The organism is Proteus vulgaris, from assembly GCF_033708015.1.
Classification (GTDB): domain Bacteria; phylum Pseudomonadota; class Gammaproteobacteria; order Enterobacterales; family Enterobacteriaceae; genus Proteus.
Map to the genome: position 1 here is coordinate 760,439 of NZ_CP137920.1, position 21,962 is coordinate 782,400.

19 protein-coding genes are annotated in these 21,962 nt (G+C 38.8%); 11 read left to right on the top strand and 8 right to left on the bottom strand.

What is annotated here, in order from left to right; translation table 11 throughout:
- Positions 1-10: 10 nt before the first annotated feature.
- The 5 genes from SB028_RS03635 to SB028_RS03655 all read right to left on the bottom strand — a co-directional run bounded on the left by SB028_RS03635 (position 11) and on the right by SB028_RS03655 (position 5,149).
- On the bottom strand, positions 11-343 hold the full coding sequence (locus SB028_RS03635; protein WP_006535101.1) for a cytochrome o ubiquinol oxidase subunit IV: 333 nt from the start codon (positions 341-343) through the stop codon (positions 11-13).
- Positions 343-954: a cytochrome o ubiquinol oxidase subunit III gene (locus SB028_RS03640; RefSeq protein ID WP_069368579.1), complete on the bottom strand. Its 612-nt coding sequence runs from the start codon at positions 952-954 to the stop codon at positions 343-345. Before SB028_RS03640 ends, SB028_RS03635 begins: the two co-directional genes overlap by 1 nt.
- Positions 954-2,936, bottom strand: a complete 1,983-nt coding sequence (cyoB, locus tag SB028_RS03645; RefSeq protein WP_069368578.1) for a cytochrome o ubiquinol oxidase subunit I — start codon at positions 2,934-2,936, stop codon at positions 954-956. Before cyoB ends, SB028_RS03640 begins: the two co-directional genes overlap by 1 nt.
- A 4-nt stretch (positions 2,937-2,940) precedes the next feature.
- The gene (gene cyoA / locus SB028_RS03650; protein WP_069368577.1) at positions 2,941-3,891 is read right to left on the bottom strand and encodes a cytochrome o ubiquinol oxidase subunit II; all 951 of its coding nucleotides are present in this window, start codon (positions 3,889-3,891) and stop codon (positions 2,941-2,943) included.
- Positions 3,892-4,387: 496 nt separating this feature from the next.
- Positions 4,388-5,149 (bottom strand): outer membrane protein OmpK, encoded by a 762-nt coding sequence (locus SB028_RS03655; protein ID WP_069368576.1) that lies wholly within the window; start codon positions 5,147-5,149, stop codon positions 4,388-4,390.
- A gap of 362 nt (positions 5,150-5,511) precedes the next feature.
- Between SB028_RS03655 and dbpA the strand changes: the two genes are divergently transcribed.
- Positions 5,512-6,885 carry an ATP-dependent RNA helicase DbpA gene (gene dbpA / locus SB028_RS03660; protein WP_069368575.1) on the top strand — a complete coding sequence of 458 codons (1,374 nt, stop codon included), beginning with the start codon at positions 5,512-5,514 and terminating at the stop codon, positions 6,883-6,885.
- Positions 6,886-6,963: 78 nt separating this feature from the next.
- On the opposite strand, the gene ampG is transcribed toward dbpA, so the two are convergent.
- Positions 6,964-8,484, bottom strand: coding sequence for a muropeptide MFS transporter AmpG (gene ampG, locus SB028_RS03665; protein WP_069368574.1), 1,521 nt, complete (start codon positions 8,482-8,484; stop codon positions 6,964-6,966).
- A 55-nt stretch (positions 8,485-8,539) separates the two neighbouring features.
- A complete protein-coding gene (locus tag SB028_RS03670) occupies positions 8,540-9,118 on the bottom strand; it encodes a YajG family lipoprotein (protein ID WP_069368573.1) in 579 nt (192 codons plus the stop codon).
- A 341-nt stretch (positions 9,119-9,459) separates the two neighbouring features.
- Here SB028_RS03670 and bolA point away from each other — a divergent pair, with 341 nt between their 5' ends.
- The 9 genes from bolA (at position 9,460) to SB028_RS03715 (ending at position 20,493) form a co-directional block, all read left to right on the top strand.
- A complete protein-coding gene (bolA, locus tag SB028_RS03675) occupies positions 9,460-9,774 on the top strand; it encodes a transcriptional regulator BolA (RefSeq protein WP_069368572.1) in 315 nt (104 codons plus the stop codon).
- A 321-nt stretch (positions 9,775-10,095) separates the two neighbouring features.
- Positions 10,096-11,400, top strand: a complete 1,305-nt coding sequence (gene tig, locus SB028_RS03680; protein WP_069368571.1) for a trigger factor — start codon at positions 10,096-10,098, stop codon at positions 11,398-11,400.
- A gap of 258 nt (positions 11,401-11,658) precedes the next feature.
- Positions 11,659-12,282 (top strand): ATP-dependent Clp endopeptidase proteolytic subunit ClpP, encoded by a 624-nt coding sequence (clpP, locus tag SB028_RS03685; protein ID WP_004245088.1) that lies wholly within the window; start codon positions 11,659-11,661, stop codon positions 12,280-12,282.
- 143 nt (positions 12,283-12,425) lie between these two features.
- The gene (gene clpX / locus SB028_RS03690; RefSeq protein ID WP_069368570.1) at positions 12,426-13,697 is read left to right on the top strand and encodes an ATP-dependent protease ATP-binding subunit ClpX; all 1,272 of its coding nucleotides are present in this window, start codon (positions 12,426-12,428) and stop codon (positions 13,695-13,697) included.
- A gap of 259 nt (positions 13,698-13,956) precedes the next feature.
- Positions 13,957-16,317: an endopeptidase La gene (gene lon / locus SB028_RS03695; protein ID WP_069368569.1), complete on the top strand. Its 2,361-nt coding sequence runs from the start codon at positions 13,957-13,959 to the stop codon at positions 16,315-16,317.
- A 214-nt stretch (positions 16,318-16,531) separates the two neighbouring features.
- Entirely contained in the window at positions 16,532-16,807 is a 276-nt protein-coding gene (hupB, locus tag SB028_RS03700) for a nucleoid-associated protein HU-beta (RefSeq protein ID WP_036911695.1), read from the top strand.
- Positions 16,808-17,282: 475 nt separating this feature from the next.
- Positions 17,283-19,160: a peptidylprolyl isomerase gene (gene ppiD / locus SB028_RS03705; RefSeq protein ID WP_069368568.1), complete on the top strand. Its 1,878-nt coding sequence runs from the start codon at positions 17,283-17,285 to the stop codon at positions 19,158-19,160.
- Positions 19,161-19,465: 305 nt separating this feature from the next.
- A complete protein-coding gene (locus tag SB028_RS03710; RefSeq protein WP_248620022.1) occupies positions 19,466-19,837 on the top strand; it encodes a ComEA family DNA-binding protein in 372 nt (123 codons plus the stop codon).
- Positions 19,838-20,088: 251 nt separating this feature from the next.
- Complete coding sequence (locus SB028_RS03715) at positions 20,089-20,493, top strand: acyl-CoA thioesterase (protein ID WP_069368567.1); 405 nt, start codon at positions 20,089-20,091, stop codon at positions 20,491-20,493.
- A 135-nt stretch (positions 20,494-20,628) separates the two neighbouring features.
- Here the strand turns inward: SB028_RS03715 and queC are convergent, their stop codons facing one another.
- The gene (queC, locus tag SB028_RS03720) at positions 20,629-21,327 is read right to left on the bottom strand and encodes a 7-cyano-7-deazaguanine synthase QueC (RefSeq protein ID WP_318859852.1); all 699 of its coding nucleotides are present in this window, start codon (positions 21,325-21,327) and stop codon (positions 20,629-20,631) included.
- 156 nt (positions 21,328-21,483) lie between these two features.
- Here queC and SB028_RS03725 point away from each other — a divergent pair, with 156 nt between their 5' ends.
- The gene (locus SB028_RS03725; protein ID WP_036911686.1) at positions 21,484-21,945 is read left to right on the top strand and encodes an Lrp/AsnC family transcriptional regulator; all 462 of its coding nucleotides are present in this window, start codon (positions 21,484-21,486) and stop codon (positions 21,943-21,945) included.
- Positions 21,946-21,962 lie beyond the last annotated feature (17 nt).

Sequence of the window (21,962 nt, forward strand, 5' to 3'; positions counted from 1 at the left end):
GCGACAACTCTTAATCCATCATCATATTGATGTTCAGGTTGTACATAATCCACAGCGAGCCTACGACAACAATGCCGATAATAAGCAGTGTGAACAGGAATGCGACGACGTTCCAGCGCTCTTCTGATGACGTATTCATATGTAAGAAGCAGACTAAGTGAACCACAATCTGCACGACTGCCATACCGACAACCGTCCATAGAATTGTTGCTGGTGTCGCTGTTCCTTCCATCACCATCCAAAATGGAATAACGGTGAGGATAACAGACAGAATAAAGCCGATTAGGTAAGACTTCATGCTGCCGTGGCTTGCGCCTGAAGGAGAAGTATTTGGATGACTCATTACATCGCTCCCATCAGATAAACTACGGTGAACACACAGATCCAGACAACGTCAAGGAAGTGCCAGAACAGACTTAAACAGCTTAAACGAGTACGATTAACTTCTGTTAAACCACGGCGTGATACTTGGATCATCATAATCACAATCCAAATTAAACCCGCAGTTACGTGAAGACCGTGCGTTGATACTAATGCAAAGAATGCAGATAAGAATGCACTGCGATCTGGGCCATAACCTTCTGCGATTAGCTCATGGAATTCGTAAACTTCCATGATGACGAAACCTAAGCCGAATAAGAAAGTAACAAATAACCACAGATTAACTTGGCTGACGCTACCTTTATTCATGCTCAGCATAGCGAAACCGAAAGTGATACTACTAAATAGTAGTAAGAAGGTTTCAACTAAAACAAACGGTAAGCTAAAAATCTCTTTACCTGAAGGACCATCTGCAATCCCGTTAACAAGCACCGCATAAGTGGCAAATAAGCTGGCAAACAGGATAAGGTCGCTCATTAGATAGATCCAGAAGCCGAAAACTTTCGTTGCTCCTGCATCGTGGTGCCCATGATGCTCATGGGCGTTTGCGTTATTTACAGTTTGAGTAGACATTATTTCACACCTGCTTTTTTCAGTTCTTCATAATGCTTATTCTCGAGAGCTTCAATTTCAGGTACTTGGACATAGTAATCCACATCTGTATCAAAGCTTTTCACGATCCAAGTGACAATCATGCCAGCGAAACCAACGATAGCTAACCACCAGATATGCCAGATCATGGCAAAGCCAAGTACTAAGCTGAATGCTGAAATAATCACACCAGCGCCTGTATTTTTAGGCATATGGATGGGTTCATACTTGGTTGGACGCTGATAAGCTGTGCCTTTTTCTTTCTGATCCCACCACTCATCACGAGTTTGAACATTAGGTTCAACCGCAAAGTTATAGAAAGGCGCAGGTGAAGAAATTGACCATTCCAGCGTACGACCACCCCATGGATCTCCCGTTAAGTCACGGTTTTGATCACGGTCACGGATACTTACGTAGATCTGGATAACTTGACAAGCGATACCGATAGCAATCAGAGCCGCACCACCCGCAGCAACCATTAACATTGGATGGAATTCTGGGTTGATATTTTGGCTGATACGACGAGTCATTCCCATAAAGCCAAGAATATACAGTGGCATAAAGGCCATAAAGAAGCCGATAAACCAGAACCAGAATGCACGGATACCCCATTTTTCATTCAGTGTGAAACCGAATGCTTTAGGGAACCAGTAGGTCATACCTGCGAAACAGCCAAATACCACACCACCAATGATAACGTTATGGAAGTGAGCAATTAAGAATAAGCTGTTATGTAAAACAAAGTTTGCACCTGGAACGGCTAACAGAACCCCAGTCATCCCCCCAACAGAGAAGGTGATAAGGAAACCGATAGTCCACAGCATTGGGCTTTTATATTCGATACGACCTTGATACATCGTAAACAGCCAGTTAAAGATTTTAACCCCTGTTGGTATAGCGATGATCATTGTGGCGATACCGAAGAAGGCATTGACGTTGGCGCCAGAGCCCATGGTAAAGAAGTGGTGTAACCAAACGATAAATGACAACACGGTAATAACGACAGTTGCACCGACTAAAGAGGTATAACCGAATAACCGTTTTTTAGAGAATGTTGCTGTAACTTCAGAGAACACACCAAATACGGGCAGAACAAGGATATAAACTTCTGGATGACCCCAAGCCCATACAAGGTTGATGTACATCATCATGTTACCGCCCATATCATTGGTAAAGAAGTGTGTACCAAGATAGCGGTCTAATGTTAACAGCGTAATAGTGACTGTTAAAATTGGGAATGCAGCAATAATTAGGACGTTAGTACATAAAGCAGCCCAAGAGAATACTGGCATTTTCATCATGCTCATACCCGGCGCACGCATACGCAGGATCGTCGCGAAGAAGTTAACCCCAGTTAGAAGCGTACCAATACCAGATATTTGTAAACTCCATATCCAATAATCGACCCCGACTCCAGGGTTATACTCCAAGCCTGATAGCGGTGGATAAGCTAACCAACCTGTTTGAGCAAACTCACCAATACCTAAAGAGATGTTGATTAATAACACACCTACAACAAAGAACCAGAAACTCAATGAGTTTAGGAATGGGAAGGCAACATCACGAGCACCAATTTGTAAAGGTACAACAAGGTTCATCAGACCTACAACGAAAGGTGTTGCCATGAAGAAAATCATGATTACACCGTGTGCGGTAAAAATCTGATCATAGTGATGAGGTGGTAAGAAACCCGCTTCGCCAGCAGAGGCGAGCGCTTGTTGGCTTCTCATCATAATCGCATCGGCAAAGCCACGGAACATCATGACCATTGCAACGATGATATACATAATACCAATTTTTTTATGGTCAACGCTGGTTAACCATTCGGTCCATAACCATTTCCATTTACGAAAATAAGTTAGTGCGCCAACAACAGCAAGCCCACCAAGCACAATACCGAGTAAAGTTACTACGATAATGGGTTCATGTAGCGGGATTGCATCAAGAGTTAATTTTCCGAACATGCCTTTATTCCTCTGCTCCTGCATGTGCCGCATGGCTCATGTTCATATTCATTGTTGCATCAGCATGTGCTGTCTGATTGCTACTGGTGTGAGCGCCATGACCAGTGTGACCAAATTTAGAAATGGTCTCTTGGAATAACATTGGCTTCACGCTTGAATAGTAGGTCACTGGATTTTTCTGGCTTGGTTTAGCAAGTTCATTAAATGCAGCGGTCGTATTTAACGTATCTGGCGATTGTTTGACTTTTTCAACCCACGCATCGAAACCGGCACGATCAGGTGTCGCAATCGCTGTAAATTTCATATCAGAGAAGCCGTGTCCACTATAACTTGCTGACATACCTTGATATTCACCTGGTTCATTAGCAATTAAGTGTAGCTTCGTCTGCATTCCTGCCATCGCATAGATTTGTCCACCTAAGCGAGGGATAAAGAATGAGTTCATGACAGAGTCAGACGTGATTTTGAAATTAACAGGAACATTAGTCGGGAAAGCCAGTTCATTAACGGTTGCTATACCTTGTTCTGGATAGATAAATAACCATTTCCAATCCATTGAAACAACTTCAATGGTGACCGGTTTTTCTGTGGACTCTAATGGTTTGTAAGGATCGAGTTCATGGGTAGTTTTCCATGTAATACTCGCCAAAATCACAATAATGATAATTGGCACTGTCCAAACGACGAGTTCAATTTTATTTGAGTGAGCCCAGTTTGGGCGATAGGTGGCTTTAGTATTGGATTCACGGTAGCGAAAAGCGAAAACAATCACCATCAGTATTACCGGTATCACAACAATTAACATTAAACCAAGTGCAATGAGGATTAATGTTTTTTGCTCAGCGCCGATAGCGCCTTTGGGATTCATTAACGCCATATCACAGCCACTTAATAGAAGCGCTGCTGCTAATAGCGAGAGTGTCCCAATACTTTTTATGTATTTCATAAGTCTCATCCAACGACCCAAATGATAAAGGTTCTATTGTTGTTTCATCAGTATCAGTAAGGACATTTTACGGTAAGGTTGCGACAGTGTAAACAATTGTAATGGTAAGTAAGTGGTTGGTTAGTCTTTTGTGTTAATGTGATCACAAGTAATCAAACTATTAAATAAATGTTAACTTAATTATTGTGTATTAACTATAATTTCATAAAGTACCATGTTTTTAAAATAAATACATATTTTTACAAATAAAAATGCAGTAAAAAGTGTAAGAAAACGTATTTTGAGTAAAAAAGAAACAAAATAGAGGTCGGAGGAGAGTTGATAGGAAAAATCCTTTCCATGTTGATGTTTAATATCTTTATTTGATCATTGTATGATTTTTAATATGGATAATTGGCTATTTTGTGAATATTTATATCCAATGAGAAAGTTTTTCATTAAGTAATAAAAAGAGGTTACAGCGAATAAAAAGGCTTTCGCTGTAATAAAAATTAACAATTAGCGATCAAAAATTATATTTTAGGCTGTATACAATGCCGTCTTGCAGAAAATCTTCGCCTAATTTTTTATAAGCATAACGATATTGAATACCGGTGGTAATCGAGGTCGTTGGATGCCACCAAAAAGCTAAAGCACCATTAAACCCATTTTTTCCTCCATTGCCATAACGCTCATGACGATTAAATTCCATTTCATGCCAATTGCTAATACTAAATTTTTGATCACTAATAGAAAAATCATATCCAGCGACCCAACCAACGACATAGCCATTATTTCCTGAATAGTAAGTTTGATCGACATAGTGAAGTGCGATAAAGGGTTTAAACCATAAATTATCAATTTGTGTGTTATAGCCTAAACCGTAAAGCGTATTCACTTCATGGAAGTTACCCTTGTTTTCTTTGCCCGGAAGTGACCATGTACCATAAATATGCCCGTAAAAATTAAAATGACTTTCACCCAAATAAATGCGGCTGGTTGCTTTAACGGTATAACGTTGATTATCACCTGGCTGTGTTTTGCGAGGATTAAAGGGGTTTTCTAGATCAAAAAATCCATAAAACTCACCCCATGAAAAGTTAGCACCACCTTCGAGTTCTAAATAGGCAAAATCATCTTTATGAGAAGATTGCCCTGTTTTATGTGTTGTATGAGAAGTCCAATCAAGATAATTGATGCTGGTATTAGCGAAGCCACCTAAATAGCTAGCTTGAGCGGATAAAGAAAGTGTACTAGCGATGGTTAATAGAAATGTTTTTTTTATCATGAGTAATCTCAATTAAATTTAATGAAATAATTTTTCGGTGAATTTGTTTTTTGATCTATTTTGAAATTATAATCTTTTTAAACTTTATTATAAGATTATAATGTTGAAATTAAGATCTGTTTCTAGAATATTAAATCGAAAGTTAAAAGTAGGAATTTTATCATTGTTTAATTTATTTTTAGTATTTGTTCTATTTTGAATGGATTAAGTGTTTACTTGCGGTTTTTGGGGTAGGAAAAAAGGAAGTTAAAAAAGAAAGAAGAATAGGTGGAAAGAATGGCGTAAAAATACCTCACGACACAGGAATAAAGGGATAGTATCATTAGCCAATATTCGTTTTTATCTTACTTGGAATTTTTATTGTGACCTCATTTGCTGAACTTAACGCACTTCCTGCAGAACAACTCGCTAACCTTAATGAATTGGGTTATCTCACTATGACCCCAGTTCAAGAAGCTGCTTTGCCCGCTATTCTTGAAGGAAAAGACGTTCGCGCTCAGGCAAAAACAGGCAGCGGTAAAACGGCTGCTTTTGGTTTGGGACTTTTGCAACACATTGATGCAAAAAAGTTTAATACTCAATCACTTATTTTATGCCCAACGCGAGAACTTGCTGATCAAGTTGCAAATGAATTACGTCGTCTTGCTCGTTATCTTCCAAACATCAAAGTATTAACGCTGTGTGGTGGTGTTCCATTTAGTATCCAGCGTGATTCATTAATACATGCTGCACATATTATTGTGGCAACACCTGGCAGATTGCTTGATCACCTAAAAAAAGAGACGGTCACTTTAGATGATGTGAAAACATTGGTATTGGATGAAGCTGATAGAATGTTGGATATGGGATTTTTTGATGATATCAACGATATTATTTCTCGTATGCCTACGGCACGCCAAACGTTGCTTTTTTCTGCAACTTGGCCCAATGAGATCGCAACAATTAGCCGTAAGATCCAGCAAAATCCAGTAACTATTGAAATCAATTCTGTTGATGAACTTCCTGCTGTTGAACAGCAGTTTTATGAAATATCTCGTCATGGAAAAATTGGATTGTTGCAAAAGCTGTTAAGCCGTGAGCAACCTGCTTCTTGTGTTGTATTTTGTAATACGAAGCGAGATTGCCAAGATGTGTATGAAACACTGACAGAAAGTCATCAAAGTGTGCTCGCTCTACATGGTGATATGGAACAAAGAGAGCGTGACCAAACGCTTATTCGCTTTGCTAATGGAAGTTGTCGTGTATTAGTCGCAACAGATGTTGCGGCTCGTGGACTTGATATTAAAGCGTTAGAGATGGTGATTAACTACGAGTTGTCGTGGGATCCTGAAGTACATGTTCATCGAATTGGTCGCACAGCCAGAGCGGGTGAAAGTGGATTGGCAATTAGTTTTTGCGCGCCAGAAGAAATTCAGCGTGCTAATGCTTTAGAAGAGATGCTTCACTTAAAGATAAATTGGTTGCCAGTACCTACTGGGCTACAAATTATGCCTCTTGAAGCAACGATGGCAACATTATGTATTGATGGTGGTAAAAAAGCCAAAATGCGTCCAGGTGATATTTTAGGCGCATTAACTGGTGATATGGGGTTCAATGGTGCCGATATTGGTAAAATTATCATTAACCCAACACATGCTTATGTTGCTGTAAAACAATCTATTGCAAAACAGGTCTTGAAACAGCTGCAACAAGGTAAAATAAAAGGTAAAACCGTAAAAGTGAGATTGTTTAGATAACTCTATTTACTAAGAATATAAAAAAGACAGCTTAAGCTGTCTTTTTTATGGCGCATATACATTGATAAGGTAATAAAATTAATATGTTGTTTTCTTAAGGGCTAAATAATCGAGTATTGTGCCAAATACAAGGCTTACCGCACCAACAATGACACCGTATAAAAAGAGTGTTGACGCCCAAGAACTTAATCTATCAGTATCTATTGATTGAATATAATTCACAGACTGGAACATCTCTAAAGTAGGTAGTGAATTTATTACCACAAGAATTAAACTGCAAATAAAGAAAAGAACCGTCAGCATCAAGCCATAAATAGCAAAGCGGTACTGTTTAATAAATAACGTTCTTCTAAGAAATTCACCTGTTTTTTGTGTGTATATAAGTGTATTTTTCGAAATCAACAGTAAGATAAGACCGGGTACAGAAGCCGCAATAGAAAAAAGGTAAAATGCTTCCCAACCATGGCTTTCAACATACCAGCCAGCAACGGGTCCAACATAAACACGACCAATCGCAGAAAGAGCCGAGAGCAACGCAAATTGTGTTGCTGAAAAGGAGAGATGACAAAGTGTCATCAGAAGGGCAACGAATGCGGCGGTTCCCATTCCGCCACAGATATTTTCAAATGCAACTACTGCTCCCATGCTATAAATACTTTGCTCAGAAACCGCTAAATACCAATAACCGATATTTGAACCACCTTGCAAAATACCAAAAATCATCAGCGCCTTAAATAAACTCCAACGTCGCATTAATAAACCACCTAATAATGCCCCGATAATAGTGGCTGCAAGTCCAAGTGTTTTATTCACTAATCCAACTTCACCTGCATCAAATCCAGCACCGCGTATAAGAAAAGTGGTACTTAAACTTAGGGCAAAGGCATCGCCCATTTTATACAGCACAATAAGCAGTAAAATTAGCCAAGCATTATTACGAGAGAAGAATTCATATAAAGGTTCAATAACAGCTTCATAGAGTGTTCGTGGCGGTTTTACAGTTGTTTCTGGCTCTTGGGCAAGTAGTGTCGCAATAATACCAATTCCCATTAAGGCTGCCATTAACCAATACATATTTTGCCAGCCAATATATTTATCCGCTAACCAAAGCGCCATACCTCCAGAAACAAGCATGGCTATGCGATAGCCTAATACAGAAACAGCAGCTCCTGTACCACGCTCATCAGCTTTTAATATATCTGTTTTATAGGCGTCAAAAACAATGTCTTGTGAAGCAGAGCAAAAGGCAACAATGACAGCTAAAGAGGCAAGCCACCATAAATGATCATTAGGATTTAAAAATCCCATTCCTGCAATACCAAGCACTAATCCTATTTGAGTAAGCAACATCCATCCTCGGCGACGACCAAGAAAAGAAGGGGTATAGCGATCCATAAATGGTGACCAGAGGAATTTAAAAACATAGGCTTGTCCCACCAATGAGAAAAAACCAATGGTTTTTAAATCGATATCTTCTACTGTCATCCAAGCTTGTAATGTGCCTGCTGTTAACGCCAGCGGTAATCCAGAAGTAAAGCCAAGTAATAGAAGAATAAATGATTTATACCAAGTGGTTTGTTTGAAGGCGGGCTGAACCATGCAAAATTCCTTTCAACGACCTGTTTGAGATAACAGGTCGTTTATGCTAATAAAATTAACGAGCGTTAGATTTGATAAATTGACTGACTGAAGCGTCTTTTGCCATATCGCCAACAAGTTCACTTAAGACATTGTTAATCGCAGCGGCAATTTTCTCATTAGTTGCACCAAATGGACCTTGAACATTGTAGCTAGTACGGAATGTTTTGGTATTAGAACTGCCATTTGGCAAGGTGACGATAACGGAAATGTCCGCTTTTGCACTGATATTATGACGAACACTTCCTTCACCTACGTCTGCATTGAGTTTATTGATAACAATAATCACATCCGCAGAAGCAGGGGAACCTATCATAAAACCACGAGCGACCATTTGTTTTTGTAAAACTTCTTGCATTAAAAATGCAATATCACGAGTTGGGACAAGGACTTCTAATTTACCGTTGCGGTTGATTTCCGCTAGGTTTTTAGATGCACGTTTGTCTTGGCTTGAAATATTCAGCGAAATAGGGCGCATTGTTGGATCGGCCGCAGGGACTGACATCACAGGCTCAATAGACAGTTTGTTACTAGGGGTTGCACAACCTGAAAGGAGTGTTAATGCAAAAACAGCACAGAGTAAATTTTTAATCATGAGGTAATCTCGGTTAAATATGTCTGTTGTGTTAACGAGTAGAATAGGCTTTAAACTTTAGCCTATCATACCACTGCTGATAGGTTGCTAATATCCCCTTAACGGACGAAATTATCTGATTTTATCAATTGATTTTATTTCAAATTACTCTCATTTCTGCCCATGTATATTGACAATATTCGGTCAATGGTTTTACTCAAGATGAAAAATAAGCGATTATCATCAGCAAAATTAAAAAGAATAAGTCCATCATGTTGTATTGATAAAGACTCAATCAATATAGTCTGGTTGACTTATTTTTTATTCACCATGGTATAAAGGCTAGAGTATTAGGGGTAGAGATGATCCGTGATGATATTGAGAATAAGCTGATTTCACGCTTTTCACCGCATTTTTTACAAGTAATAAACGAAAGCCATCGTCATAATGTGCCCGAAGGCTCTGAAAGCCACTTTAAAGTCATTATCGTGAGTGATGATTTTAATGAGAAACGTCGTGTTTCGCGCCATCGTGATGTGTATCAAACATTAGCTCATGAAATGGAAAATGGTGTTCATGCATTAGCATTACACACCTTTACTTTGAGTGAATGGAATGAACAGCAGGATAAAGCGTTACGCTCTCCTGGGTGTCGTGGCGGAAGCCAAGAAGATTAACAACCTTATCGTTAATCGTGAGTAAATAGATCTTAAGATGCGTATTTTTTGTTCTTTATAGCGGAAAAAAGGGGAGAGTTGCTCGATTTTATGAAAAAATTGAGGAATAAAACGGCTCTTTCTCGACTCAACCCCTCTAGATCGTTATAATGTCGCGTCTAATTTTCAGTAAGGTTTCGGGATGCTTCTGATATCAGGGATCCTCGTTTTTTTAAATGTGGCGGCCCCGGTTCTGAAAGGAAAATAAACCTAAACATGTCAACATCATGTTAGTTTCCTTTAAAGTAGACCGAGCACTAAAACTTATTTTGAGGTAACAAGATGCAAGTTTCTGTTGAAACGACTCAAGGCCTAGGGCGTCGTGTCACAATCACCGTACCAGCCGCTGATATCCAAACTGCTGTAGACAGTGAACTGAAAAAAGCTGCTAAAACTGTTCGCATTGATGGTTTCCGTAAAGGTCACGTTCCAATGTCAATGGTTAAACAGCGTTACGGTATGTCAGTACTGAATGATGTTCTGGGTGATCTGATGCAGCGTAATTTCATTAACGCTATCATCGAAAACAAAGTAAACCCAGTTGGCGCGCCTGATTACAAACCAGAGCAATACAAAGAAGGTGAAGACTTTGTTTACTCTGTCGAATTCGAAGTTTTCCCAGAAATCGAACTGAAAGATCTGGAAAGCATTGAAGTAGTAAAACCTGTTGTTGCTGTTAAAGACGAAGACGTTGATAACATGTTAGAAACACTGCGTAAACAACAAGCAGAGTGGAAAGACAAAGACGGCGAAGTTGCAGCAGAAGATCGTGTAACTGTTGATTTCAACGGTTCTATTGACGGTGAAGAATTTGAAGGCGGAAAAGCTGAAGATTTCGTACTGGCAATGGGTCAAGGTCGTATGATCCCAGGTTTCGAAGAAGGCGTTATCGGTCATAAAGCGGGTGAAGAATTCACAATTGATGTGACTTTCCCAGAAGATTACCACGCTGAAAATCTGAAAGGTAAAAAAGCACAATTCGCTATCAACCTGAAAAAAGTTGAAGAGCGTGAACTGCCAGAATTAACTGAAGAATTCATTAAGCGTTTTGGTATTGCTGATGGTTCTGTTGATGGTTTACGTGCTGAAGTGCGTAAAAACATGGAACGTGAACTGAAAAATGCAATCCGTACTCGTGTTAAATCACAAGTTATTGATGGCTTAGTGAAAGCAAACGAAGTTGACGTACCAGCAGCCGCTGTTGACAGTGAAATCGAAGTTCTGCAACGTCAAGCCGCTCAACGCTTTGGTGGCGACGAGAAACAAGCTCTGCAATTACCACGTGAACTGTTCGAAGAACAAGCTAAGCGTCGTGTAATCGTTGGATTACTGTTAGGTGAAGTGATCAATAGTAATGAACTGAAAGCAGAAGACGACCGTGTGAATGCACTGATCGACGAAATGGCTTCAGCTTATGAAGATCCATCTGAAGTTGTTGAGTTCTACAACAAGAACGAACAACTGATGAACAATATCCGTAATCTTGCGTTAGAAGAGCAAGCGGTAGAAAAAATCTTAGCAAATGCTAAAGTAACTGAAAAAGAAACTAACTTCACTGAACTGATGAACGAAGTTCAAATGGGTTAATTTTTAACCGCGAATATTGGTTTTAAGCAAAAACCCGTGGTTTTTTACCACGGGTTTTTTTCAGTTTGTATGTATTTATCAAATTTTGCCTTGAAATTACAGCGATTATCTCCAGATAATTCTATATTCTCTGTATCACTCCTCGCGAGGCGCCTTGAATGTCTTGTGAGAGATTGGATGATTAAAAATGGTCATGATCAATTATCTCAAGTAAAATTGTTGTCATTGGCACCAATAAGAATGCAATAGGAGACAGATATGTCATTTAACGACACACAGGAACAATTCGCACCTAATATGGCTCTGGTGCCGATGGTTATAGAGCAAACTTCGCGAGGAGAGCGTTCTTACGACATTTACTCTCGTTTATTAAAAGAACGTATTATTTTCCTGACTGGCCAAGTTGAAGATCACATGGCTAATCTTATCGTTGCTCAAATGCTCTTTTTAGAAGCAGAAAATCCAGAGAAAGACATCAACCTGTATATCAACTCACCAGGTGGTGTCATTACGGCGGGTATGTCTATTTATGACACGATGCAGTATATCAAAGCAGATGTTAGTACCATTTGTATGGGGCAAGCGTGCTCAATGGGGGCTTTCTTATTATCTGCTGGTGCGAAAGGCAAACGTATTTGCTTACCTAACTCTCGTGTGATGATCCACCAACCATTAGGTGGTTACCAAGGTCAAGCAACAGATATTCAAATTCACGCCCAAGAAATTTTGAAAGTAAAATCCCGTATGAATGAGTTAATGGCTCAACATACAGGTAAATCTATTGAAGAAATAGAAAGAGACACTGAGCGTGATCGTTTCTTATCCGCTAACGAAGCGTTAGAATACGGATTAGTAGATAAAGTCTATACTCAACGTAGCTAATCATTACACGTTGTAATAGTAACTGAATTAATACGTTTCCTTTGTGGGCTAATAATGCATGGGAAACGGCTATCAATATTTATGTAAAAAAGACTTTCTTCTTCTTATATATGATATGAAGAATAACTAAGTGAGGTTGACTGATGACAGATAAGCGCAAAGATAGCTCCGGGAAGCTTCTGTATTGCTCTTTCTGCGGTAAAAGCCAGCATGAAGTAAAAAAATTGATCGCTGGCCCGTCGGTTTATATCTGTGATGAATGTGTCGATCTTTGTGTTGATATCATTCGTGAGGAAATAAAAGAACTGGCACCTCATCATGAACGCAGTGAATTGCCAACGCCACATGAAATCCGTAAGCACCTTGATGACTATGTTATCGGTCAGGAATTGGCTAAAAAAGTGCTGGCTGTTGCCGTTTATAACCACTATAAACGTCTGCGTAATGGCGATAAAGCCAATGGTGTTGAGCTAGGGAAAAGTAATATTTTGCTGATAGGCCCTACTGGTAGCGGTAAAACGTTATTAGCAGAAACATTAGCACGCTACCTTGATGTTCCTTTTACTATGGCAGATGCCACAACGCTGACAGAAGCGGGTTATGTGGGTGAAGATGTTGAAAACATCATTCAAAAACTGCTACAAAAATGCGATTACGATGTGCAAAAAGCGCAACGTGGTATTGTTTATATTGATGAAATTGACAAGATCACCCGTAAATCTGAAAACCCATCAATCACGCGTGATGTGTCTGGTGAAGGTGTACAGCAAGCATTATTGAAATTAGTCGAAGGCACTGTCGCTTCTGTTCCACCTCAAGGTGGACGTAAGCATCCACAACAAGAGTTTTTACAAGTTGATACTTCTAAGATCCTCTTTATTTGTGGTGGTGCATTTGCAGGGCTCGATAAAGTGGTTGCACAGCGTTTAAATACACATTCAGGTATCGGTTTTGGTGCAGAAGTCAAAAGCCAAAATGAGAAAGCTAGCGAAGGTGAGCTATTAGCCCAAGTTGAGCCAGAAGATCTGATTAAATTTGGTCTTATTCCTGAATTTATTGGGCGTTTACCTGTTGTTGCAACGCTAGGTGAATTAAACGAAGAGGCGTTAATTCAAATTTTACAAGAACCTAAGAATGCATTGACTAAGCAGTATCAGGCCTTATTTAAATTAGAAGGTGTAGATTTAGAATTCCGTAAGGAAGCACTGACGGCAATTGCGAAAAAAGCCATGGTACGTAAAACGGGGGCTCGTGGTTTACGTTCGATTGTTGAAGCTGCATTACTTGATACGATGTATGACCTTCCTTCATTTGAGCATGCAGAAAAAGTGGTCATTGATGAAGGCGTGATTAATGGAAAATCTGAGCCACTGGTTATTTATAGCCAGCCAGAAAATCAGGCATCAGGTGAATAATGCATCGTAATTTGGCAATGTCTCTTGTCTGACATTATCTTGTTTTCTCTCAAAATAAGAGGGAAATTTAAGATAAGGCGCGCCAACGCAATTAAAATGAGGGAATTTTCCCTCATTTTGTTTTTTTAATGGCTAATGCTATTGAATGTCAGAAAAGTGCCCTTATATATTTTGACAATCCGTGGAATTAATTTTATTTGGTGACATGCGAATAAAATTACCTGTAAAAGCGTTAAGCTAAAAACGAAGAGAGAGCTCTATGAATCCTGAGCGTCCAGAACGTATTGAAATACCTGTATTGCCATTACGTGATGTCGTTGTATATCCGCATATGGTGATCCCGTTGTTCGTTGGTCGTGAAAAATCTATTCATTGCTTAGAAGCTGCGATGAACGACAACAAACAAATTATGCTGGTTGCGCAGAAAGATGCATCTACTGACGAACCAGGTGTTAATGATCTTTTTTCTGTTGGTACAGTCGCGTCTGTTTTACAGATGTTAAAATTGCCTGATGGAACAGTGAAAGTCCTTGTTGAAGGTATTCGTCGCGCCAAAATTACGACGTTATCTGACAATGGTGAATATTTTCAGGCAAAAGCAGAATACCTTGAAACACCAGCTGTTGATGAGCGGGAACAGGAAGTCTTAAATCGTACGACAATTAATCAGTTTGAAGGTTATATCAAGCTGAATAAAAAAATTCCGCCAGAGGTATTAACCTCATTACATGCTATCGAAGAATCAGCGAAATTAGCAGACACCATTGCTTCTCATATGCCGCTGAAATTGAAAGATAAGCAAGCTGTACTTGAAATGTCTGATGTTACAGAACGCCTTGAATATTTAATGGCGATGATGGAATCAGAAATCGATCTGCTGCAAGTTGAAAAACGCATTCGTAACCGCGTTAAAAAGCAGATGGAAAAGAGTCAGCGTGAGTATTATCTCAATGAGCAAATGAAAGCCATTCAAAAAGAATTAGGTGAAATGGATGATGCACCTGATGAAATGGAATCGCTGAAACGTAAAATCGATGCTGCTAAAATGCCAAAAGAGGCAAAAGAGAAGACAGAAGCGGAACTTCAGAAATTAAAAATGATGTCGCCAATGTCGGCAGAGGCTACGGTTGTACGTAGTTACATTGATTGGATGGTTCAAGTTCCTTGGAATAGCCGTAGCAAAGTTAAAAAAGACTTAGTGAAAGCACAAGAAGTTCTTGATACTGACCATTACGGTTTAGAGCGTGTCAAAGAGCGTATCCTTGAATATCTCGCGGTACAGTCTCGTGTTAGCAAAATTAAAGGGCCAATCTTGTGCTTGGTAGGGCCTCCGGGTGTAGGTAAAACCTCACTGGGTCAATCTATTGCTAAAGCAACAGGCCGTAAATATGTGCGTATGGCGTTAGGTGGTGTACGTGATGAAGCTGAAATTCGTGGTCACCGCCGTACTTACATTGGTTCGATGCCAGGTAAATTAATTCAGAAAATGGCGAAAGTTGGCGTCAAAAACCCACTTTTCCTGTTAGATGAAATTGATAAAATGTCATCAGACATGCGAGGCGATCCCGCTTCTGCACTGTTAGAGGTGTTAGATCCAGAGCAAAATATCGCATTTAACGACCATTATTTGGAAGTTGATTACGATCTGTCTGATGTTATGTTTGTGGCGACATCTAACTCCATGAATATACCGGCACCGTTGTTAGATCGTATGGAAGTTATTCGTTTATCTGGTTATACCGAAGACGAAAAATTGAATATCGCTAAGCAACATTTGTTACCAAAACAGATTGAACGTAATGCGTTAAAACCAAGTGAGCTGACAATTCATGACAGCGCAATTATGGGTATTATTCGTTATTACACGCGTGAAGCGGGTGTACGTAGTTTAGAACGTGAAATATCTAAACTATGCCGTAAAGCAGTAAAACAACTGCTCATGGATAGCACAATCAAACATATTGAGATTAACGAAGATAATCTCAAAGATTACTTAGGTGTTCGTAAAGTTGACTACGGTCGTGCTGACACAGAAAACCGAGTAGGAATGGTAACAGGACTTGCATGGACTGAAGTCGGTGGCGATCTACTGACTATTGAAACAGCAAGCGTGCCAGGTAAAGGCAAGCTAACATTTACTGGTTCATTAGGTGAAGTGATGCAAGAGTCTATCCAAGCGGCAATGACGGTAGTTCGAGCTCGTGCGGATAAACTGGGTATTAATGGCGATTTCTATGAAAAACGTGATATGCACGTACACGTTCCTGAGGGGGCAACACCAAAAGATGGTCCAAGTGCAGGTATCGCAATGTGTACTGCATTGGTATCAAGCCTAACAGGTAATCCTGTACGTTCTGATGTTGCAATGACGGGCGAAATTACGTTACGCGGACAAGTATTGCCAATTGGTGGGCTGAAAGAAAAGTTACTTGCTGCACATCGTGGTGGAATTAAGACAGTTCTTATCCCTGATGAAAATAAACGTGATTTAGAAGAAATTCCTGAAAATATTATTGCTGATCTGGATATTCACCCAGTGAAAACAATAGAGGAAGTTTTATCGTTAGCCCTGCAAAACTCGCCGTTTGGCATGGAAGTTGTGACTGATAAATCACACTAAAGAGTGATATTTGTCATAAATTATAGCTAAAAAAAAGGCTGGATAAGTAATAAAAGCTTGCCAGCCTTTTTTTGTGTCGCTAATTTAATGGCGATTTTAATTAAAAATGCTGTTTTATCGGTCTTGCTATATATAAAAAGGCTTGATATAACGACGTTTGCAAAATTTGCCATTAATGGCGAAAAATAACGCATAAAATTATGGGGATGAAAGCGTGAATAAAACTCAACTGATCGACAAAATTGCTGCAAATGCAGATATCTCAAAAGCGGCGGCTGGTCGTGTTGTAGATGCTCTGGTTGCTTCTATCACTGAGTCTTTACAAAAAGGTGATGATGTAGCATTAGTAGGCTTCGGTACTTTCACTGTACGTGATCGTGCAGCTCGTACAGGCCGTAACCCACAAACAGGTAAAGAAATTCAAATTGAAGCTGCAAAAGTTCCTGCATTCCGTGCAGGTAAAGGTTTAAAAGACGCAGTTAATCAATAATAGTTGAACCTATTTTCTGCCAATTGGTTATTAGCTTAACGTGATGGGTAAACAGAAAACGACTCAATTAAAAAATGAAGCGCATCTTTTTGAGGTGCGCTTTTCTTTTTTAGGTTATAAATCACGATTAAACCTTGTATTCTCTGGCGATAAGACGTGAAACTGAAGTAGTCATTTGATAGAATGACGCGTTGTTCTATAACTGAAATAGACAACAATGAATGATTCAGTGATGAGTTAAATGGCTATCGTAATCAATGAATCAAATAATGCTGTTTAGTTTTTTCTTAGTTATAGAAAGTGCGTGTTAAGACTGCGCATTAATACGGGACTGGCTGTTTTGAATGATTGTCGCGTGTCGCGACATTTTGATATTAAGCCAGCATGGGCACATTATCTTTTCGCTGTGCTCAAAATAGTCGTGTAACACCCATAAAAATAATTTTTATTTCACCAAACGGAGCCTCGTCTCGTTATGATGGACAACATTCGTTCCACTGCTAATAATCCATTTATAAAGATACTATTAGCTGTGATCATCCTCTCCTTCGTCCTAACTGGTGTGGGCGGATATCTCTTTAGTTCAGGCGTTAATGATGCTGCTGAAGTTAACGGATATAAGATTAGCCGTTCCCAATTAGAGCAAACTTATCAGCAACGTCGTGCTCAATTACAACAAGATATGGGTGAAAATTTTGCTGCTCTTGCTTCATCAGAAGAAGGTCAGAAACTTATTCGCCAACAAGCACTTGATTTACTGATCAACCAAGCATTGCTTGATCAATTTGCGCAAACTCTCGGTATTTCAGCGGGTGATCAGCAAATTAGAGAGGCTATTTTTGCTCTTCCTTACTTTCAAACTGATGGCAAATTTGACAATAAAAAATATGTCGATTTATTGAAAGGCAATAATATTGATGCTGATGCCTTTGCAGAAGGGATCCGTCAAAATCTTATTAATCAGCAATTAAAATTTTCTATCCAAGGTACGGATTTTGCCTTAGATAGCGAAGTTAAAGAATTTGCGGGATTAATGCTACAAAGCCGTAATGTGCGTTTAGCTTCATTAGATATTCAGCCATTCCTTGAAAAAGAAACCGCATCTGATGAAGAAGTAAAAGCGTTCTATGAGCAAAATAACGCAATGTTTATCGCGCCAGAGCAATTTAAAATTAGCTATATCCAATTAAATGCTCAAAAAGATTTTAATAATATCAACATTACTGATGAAGAAGCGAAGGCTTACTACGATAGTAATATTGATGAGTTCACGACAGCAGGACAGAAACAGTACAGTATTTTAGTATTAGCTGATGAAGCTGCAGCTAAAGCAGCAGAAGATGAGCTGAAAAAAGGGGCTGATTTTGTTTCATTAGTGAAAGAAAAATCTATTGATAGTTTTTCTAAAAAACAAAATGGTTCTTTAGGTTGGATAACTATCGGACAAGAGTTACCTGAGTTAGCTAATGCAAGTTTGACAGAAAAAGGCCAAATCTCTGCACCTGTTAAGATAAGCAATGGCTACGCTATTTTCCGTCTTGATGATGTCAAACAATCTGTTGTAAAACCCTTTGATGAGGTGAAAACAGATTTATTGGCAAAAATGCGTGAAAATAAAGCGATTGATGATTTCTTCGCATTACAACAAAAAGTGAGCCAAGCTGCATCTAATGACAACGACACATTAGCTCCTGCTGCTAAAGCGGGCAACGTGACTGTGGTTAATACAGATTGGTTTGATGAAAATACGGTTCCTGCACCATTAAATAATGAAAAACTCACCCAGTTAATTTTTGGTGGCTCATTAGTGGATGAAAATGGCCCAACAGGCATGAATTCAGACATGGTGACGTTAGGCAATGACAGTGCATTTATCGTGCGCGTAGAAGGTTATAAGCCTTCAGCAACCCAACCATTAGACAAAGTGCGTGATCAAGTGGTTATGCTGGTTAAACAGCAAAAAGCATCACAAGCAATGAATGCAGAAGCCCAAAAACTTTTAGCTGCATTGAAAGCAGGCAAAGGCGAAGAAGCACTGAAAGCGGCTAATATTTCGTTTGGTAGTGAAGAAAGCATTGTTCACTCATCAGCAACAGATGCAGTACAAACCGCTATTTTCTCTATGCCAAAACCGACTGAAGGCAAAAAAGAGTATGGTATGACTAATGTACCGGGTACTAAAGTCGTCCTTATTCAATTAGATAGCGTAACAGAGGGCAAACCAACATCTGAACAACTAGAGTTTATGACTAATCTCTATCGCGCTCAGATGGGGGAAGAGGCGTTACAACTTATGTTACGTGACCTCCGAGATAACGCTAAAATTGAAATTTTTGATAAAGACTATCAATAATCGAATTTGAGTTATTACATTAAAAACCCAGCATAACGCTGGGTTTTTTTATGGCGACTATTACTGATAATTTAAGCAAATAGCATCCTTCCTCGAAAAATTTTATATTTGAGAGCAGCCCCAACAATTTTTTGTAATGTTTCTTTTATTCCTTTCTATTTTTCCTACCTCCTCGTAGTTCCCATTTTATACAATTGCCGATTTATCAAGATATTGGCATTCTTCTTCTGCATTCAGAAATCCTGTTTGCTATTGAATTTAAAGTTATTGAATTTAAAGTTATTGAATAAAAGGAAATTATGATTATGAAGATGGATAAAAAAATGTTGTCAGGTTTTATGGCCTCTATCTGCCTTGCTTTGGGATTAGGGCTTTCTCCTTTCTCTTATGCAGAAGAAGCCATCGCTTCAACACCAACGGTTTCTATTGAAACTCACTCATCAACTGCTCATGATGTTAAAGAAAACAAAACCAGTACAGAAGGTAAAGTTAATTTAAATACGGCAACACTAGATGAATTAATGGGATTAAAAGGGATTGGAAAAGCAAAAGCGCAAGCTATTATTGATTACCGCGAACAGCTAGGACGTTTTACCACTATCGATGAGCTTGAAAAAGTGTTTGGAATTGGTATGAAGTTAGTTGAGCAAAATCGTGATTTTATCGTTATTAATTAAGGTATTCATTCTTATACGATGTTGAGTATAAGTGATAGTAGAAACGTGAATATTGATTGAAACTCCCTGTGTTTCTCTTTGATCTTTGTTTTGATAAGAGAAACACAGTTTTCTAGCATTTTCTTTTTTAAACGAAAACGAGATAAACCTATATCAGAAATTACTAAACTTATTTTCTTGACTATATTTAGGGTAGTACAAAAAAACTTTATAAAAAGTTTATTAGAATAATCAAGAGGTAATAAATTAATATGAGTACATTAATTAAAGTTTATGGTTTTCATTTAGATGTTTTTGAACATGTGAATAATGCACGTTACCTTGAGTTTTTAGAACAAGCCCGATGGGATTGGATTGAGCAACATTTAGATTTTGATTGGTTTAAGCGCAATGGCTTGGCATTAGTGGTTGCTAATATCAATATTAATTATCGCTTACCTGCAAGTTTAGGCGATGAGTTACTCATTGATTGTGAGATCGCGGAAGTGGGAATTAAAAGTGGCGTACTGTCTCAAAAGATCGTGAGAAAAAAAGATGGTGCACTTATCTCTGATGCATTAATTACTTTTGTTCTTGTTGATATTCATACAAAAAAAGCACTGACCTTAACAGAGCAGTTAAGAGAAAAGCTTGAATATGTACGTCAATCATCCTAATACGCAAAGAGAGTATTGGTGCTCTCTGACTAAAGGCATTCAGGCTAATCTGAAATGATTTAATGCAGTGATAATGTTTGATAAATTATCACTGCATAAGCGAAAAATGGTAGGGGAAAGTCGTCACTAGGATGATTATTTAAGAGCGACTTTCCGTTTCATTGTCTGCATAATGAGTGTTTTATCAGCTAAATAGGTGTTTAATCCACGTTGTCTTAAATGACAAGCCGCACATTCACCACAGCCATCACCCTGAATACCGTTATAGCAAGTTAACGTTTCATGACGAACGAAATCTAACTTTTTATAGTAATCAGCAAGAGCCCAAGTTTCGGCTTTATCTAACCACATTAAGGGCGTGATAAATTTAATATCACGTGCAATACCTAAGCTAACAGCATGATTCAGTGCTTTTACAAATTCATCACGACAATCAGGGTAACCAGAGAAATCCGTCTCACAAACACCCGTGATGACACTCTCTGCACCAATTTGATAAGCATAAATTGCCGCTAAAGTGAGAAAAAGAATATTCCTACCCGGTACAAAGGTGCTTGGAATATCACTTTCTTCACTTTCTTTGAAATCAGGTACTGGGATATTGTCGCGAGTTAAGCTACTGATCGCGAGTTCATTGAGTAAACTTACATCTAAAACTTTATGCGCAGTTGCCCCTAGTAATTGACTCACTTTTTGTGCTACCTCAATTTCTTCTTTATGGCGTTGCCCATAATTAAATGTAATGCAATGGACTTCATCGTACTTTTCCAACGCTTGAATAAGACAGGTTGTCGAATCTTGTCCACCACTAAAGACAACGACCGTTTTTTTCATCAGAATACTCCTGAATATTGAATTTTTATAAGGATTAGTACGCACAAAAGTATATATATTATGGCAATTTATTACCGATTTATCATTAGGTGATTACTCTTATAGTCAGGGGCAGGTTATCATTATTTTGTAGGGGCATATTTTGAAGGAGTATTTATGTTAGATAAGATTGACCGTAAATTATTAGCGCTGTTACAGGAAGATTCAAGCCTCTCACTGAATACTTTGGCTGAGGCTGTTAACCTAACCTCAACACCTTGCTGGAAACGATTGAAAAGATTAGAGGATGAAGGGTATATTCGTAAGCGCGTTGCGTTGCTTGATAGTGAAAAAATTGGGCTAGGTCTAACAGTTATTGTTATGATTAGAACACAGCAACACAATAGCGAATGGTACGAACAGTTTGTTTCATTTGTTAAGCAAATGCCAGAAGTACTGACATTCTATCGAATGGCGGGTGAGTGTGATTATCTAATGCATGTTGAAGTAGTAGACATGAAAAGTTACGACCTATTTTATAAGCGTATGGTTAATGGCGTACCAGGTCTTATTGATGTGACTTCTAACTTCGCAATGGAAAAAATTAAATACACAACGGCAATGCCGATACCTGAATAAGGTTCATCTTTACCAAC

Bases quoted from the DNA above. Each gene is read 5' to 3' on its own strand.
- SB028_RS03635 (WP_006535101.1), bottom strand. From the start codon at position 343: ATGAGTCATCCAAATACTTCTCCTTCAGGCGCAAGCCACGGCAGCATG.
- SB028_RS03640 (WP_069368579.1), bottom strand. From the start codon at position 954: ATGTCTACTCAAACTGTAAATAACGCAAACGCCCATGAGCATCATGGG.
- cyoB (WP_069368578.1), bottom strand. From the start codon at position 2,936: ATGTTCGGAAAATTAACTCTTGATGCAATCCCGCTACATGAACCCATT.
- cyoA (WP_069368577.1), bottom strand. From the start codon at position 3,891: ATGAGACTTATGAAATACATAAAAAGTATTGGGACACTCTCGCTATTA.
- SB028_RS03655 (WP_069368576.1), bottom strand. From the start codon at position 5,149: ATGATAAAAAAAACATTTCTATTAACCATCGCTAGTACACTTTCTTTA.
- ampG (WP_069368574.1), bottom strand. From the start codon at position 8,484: ATGGTTCAGCCCGCCTTCAAACAAACCACTTGGTATAAATCATTTATT.
- SB028_RS03670 (WP_069368573.1), bottom strand. From the start codon at position 9,118: ATGATTAAAAATTTACTCTGTGCTGTTTTTGCATTAACACTCCTTTCA.
- bolA (WP_069368572.1), top strand. From the start codon at position 9,460: ATGATCCGTGATGATATTGAGAATAAGCTGATTTCACGCTTTTCACCG.
- tig (WP_069368571.1), top strand. From the start codon at position 10,096: ATGCAAGTTTCTGTTGAAACGACTCAAGGCCTAGGGCGTCGTGTCACA.
- clpP (WP_004245088.1), top strand. From the start codon at position 11,659: ATGTCATTTAACGACACACAGGAACAATTCGCACCTAATATGGCTCTG.
- clpX (WP_069368570.1), top strand. From the start codon at position 12,426: ATGACAGATAAGCGCAAAGATAGCTCCGGGAAGCTTCTGTATTGCTCT.
- lon (WP_069368569.1), top strand. From the start codon at position 13,957: ATGAATCCTGAGCGTCCAGAACGTATTGAAATACCTGTATTGCCATTA.
- ppiD (WP_069368568.1), top strand. From the start codon at position 17,283: ATGATGGACAACATTCGTTCCACTGCTAATAATCCATTTATAAAGATA.
- SB028_RS03710 (WP_248620022.1), top strand. From the start codon at position 19,466: ATGAAGATGGATAAAAAAATGTTGTCAGGTTTTATGGCCTCTATCTGC.
- SB028_RS03715 (WP_069368567.1), top strand. From the start codon at position 20,089: ATGAGTACATTAATTAAAGTTTATGGTTTTCATTTAGATGTTTTTGAA.
- queC (WP_318859852.1), bottom strand. From the start codon at position 21,327: ATGAAAAAAACGGTCGTTGTCTTTAGTGGTGGACAAGATTCGACAACC.
- SB028_RS03725 (WP_036911686.1), top strand. From the start codon at position 21,484: ATGTTAGATAAGATTGACCGTAAATTATTAGCGCTGTTACAGGAAGAT.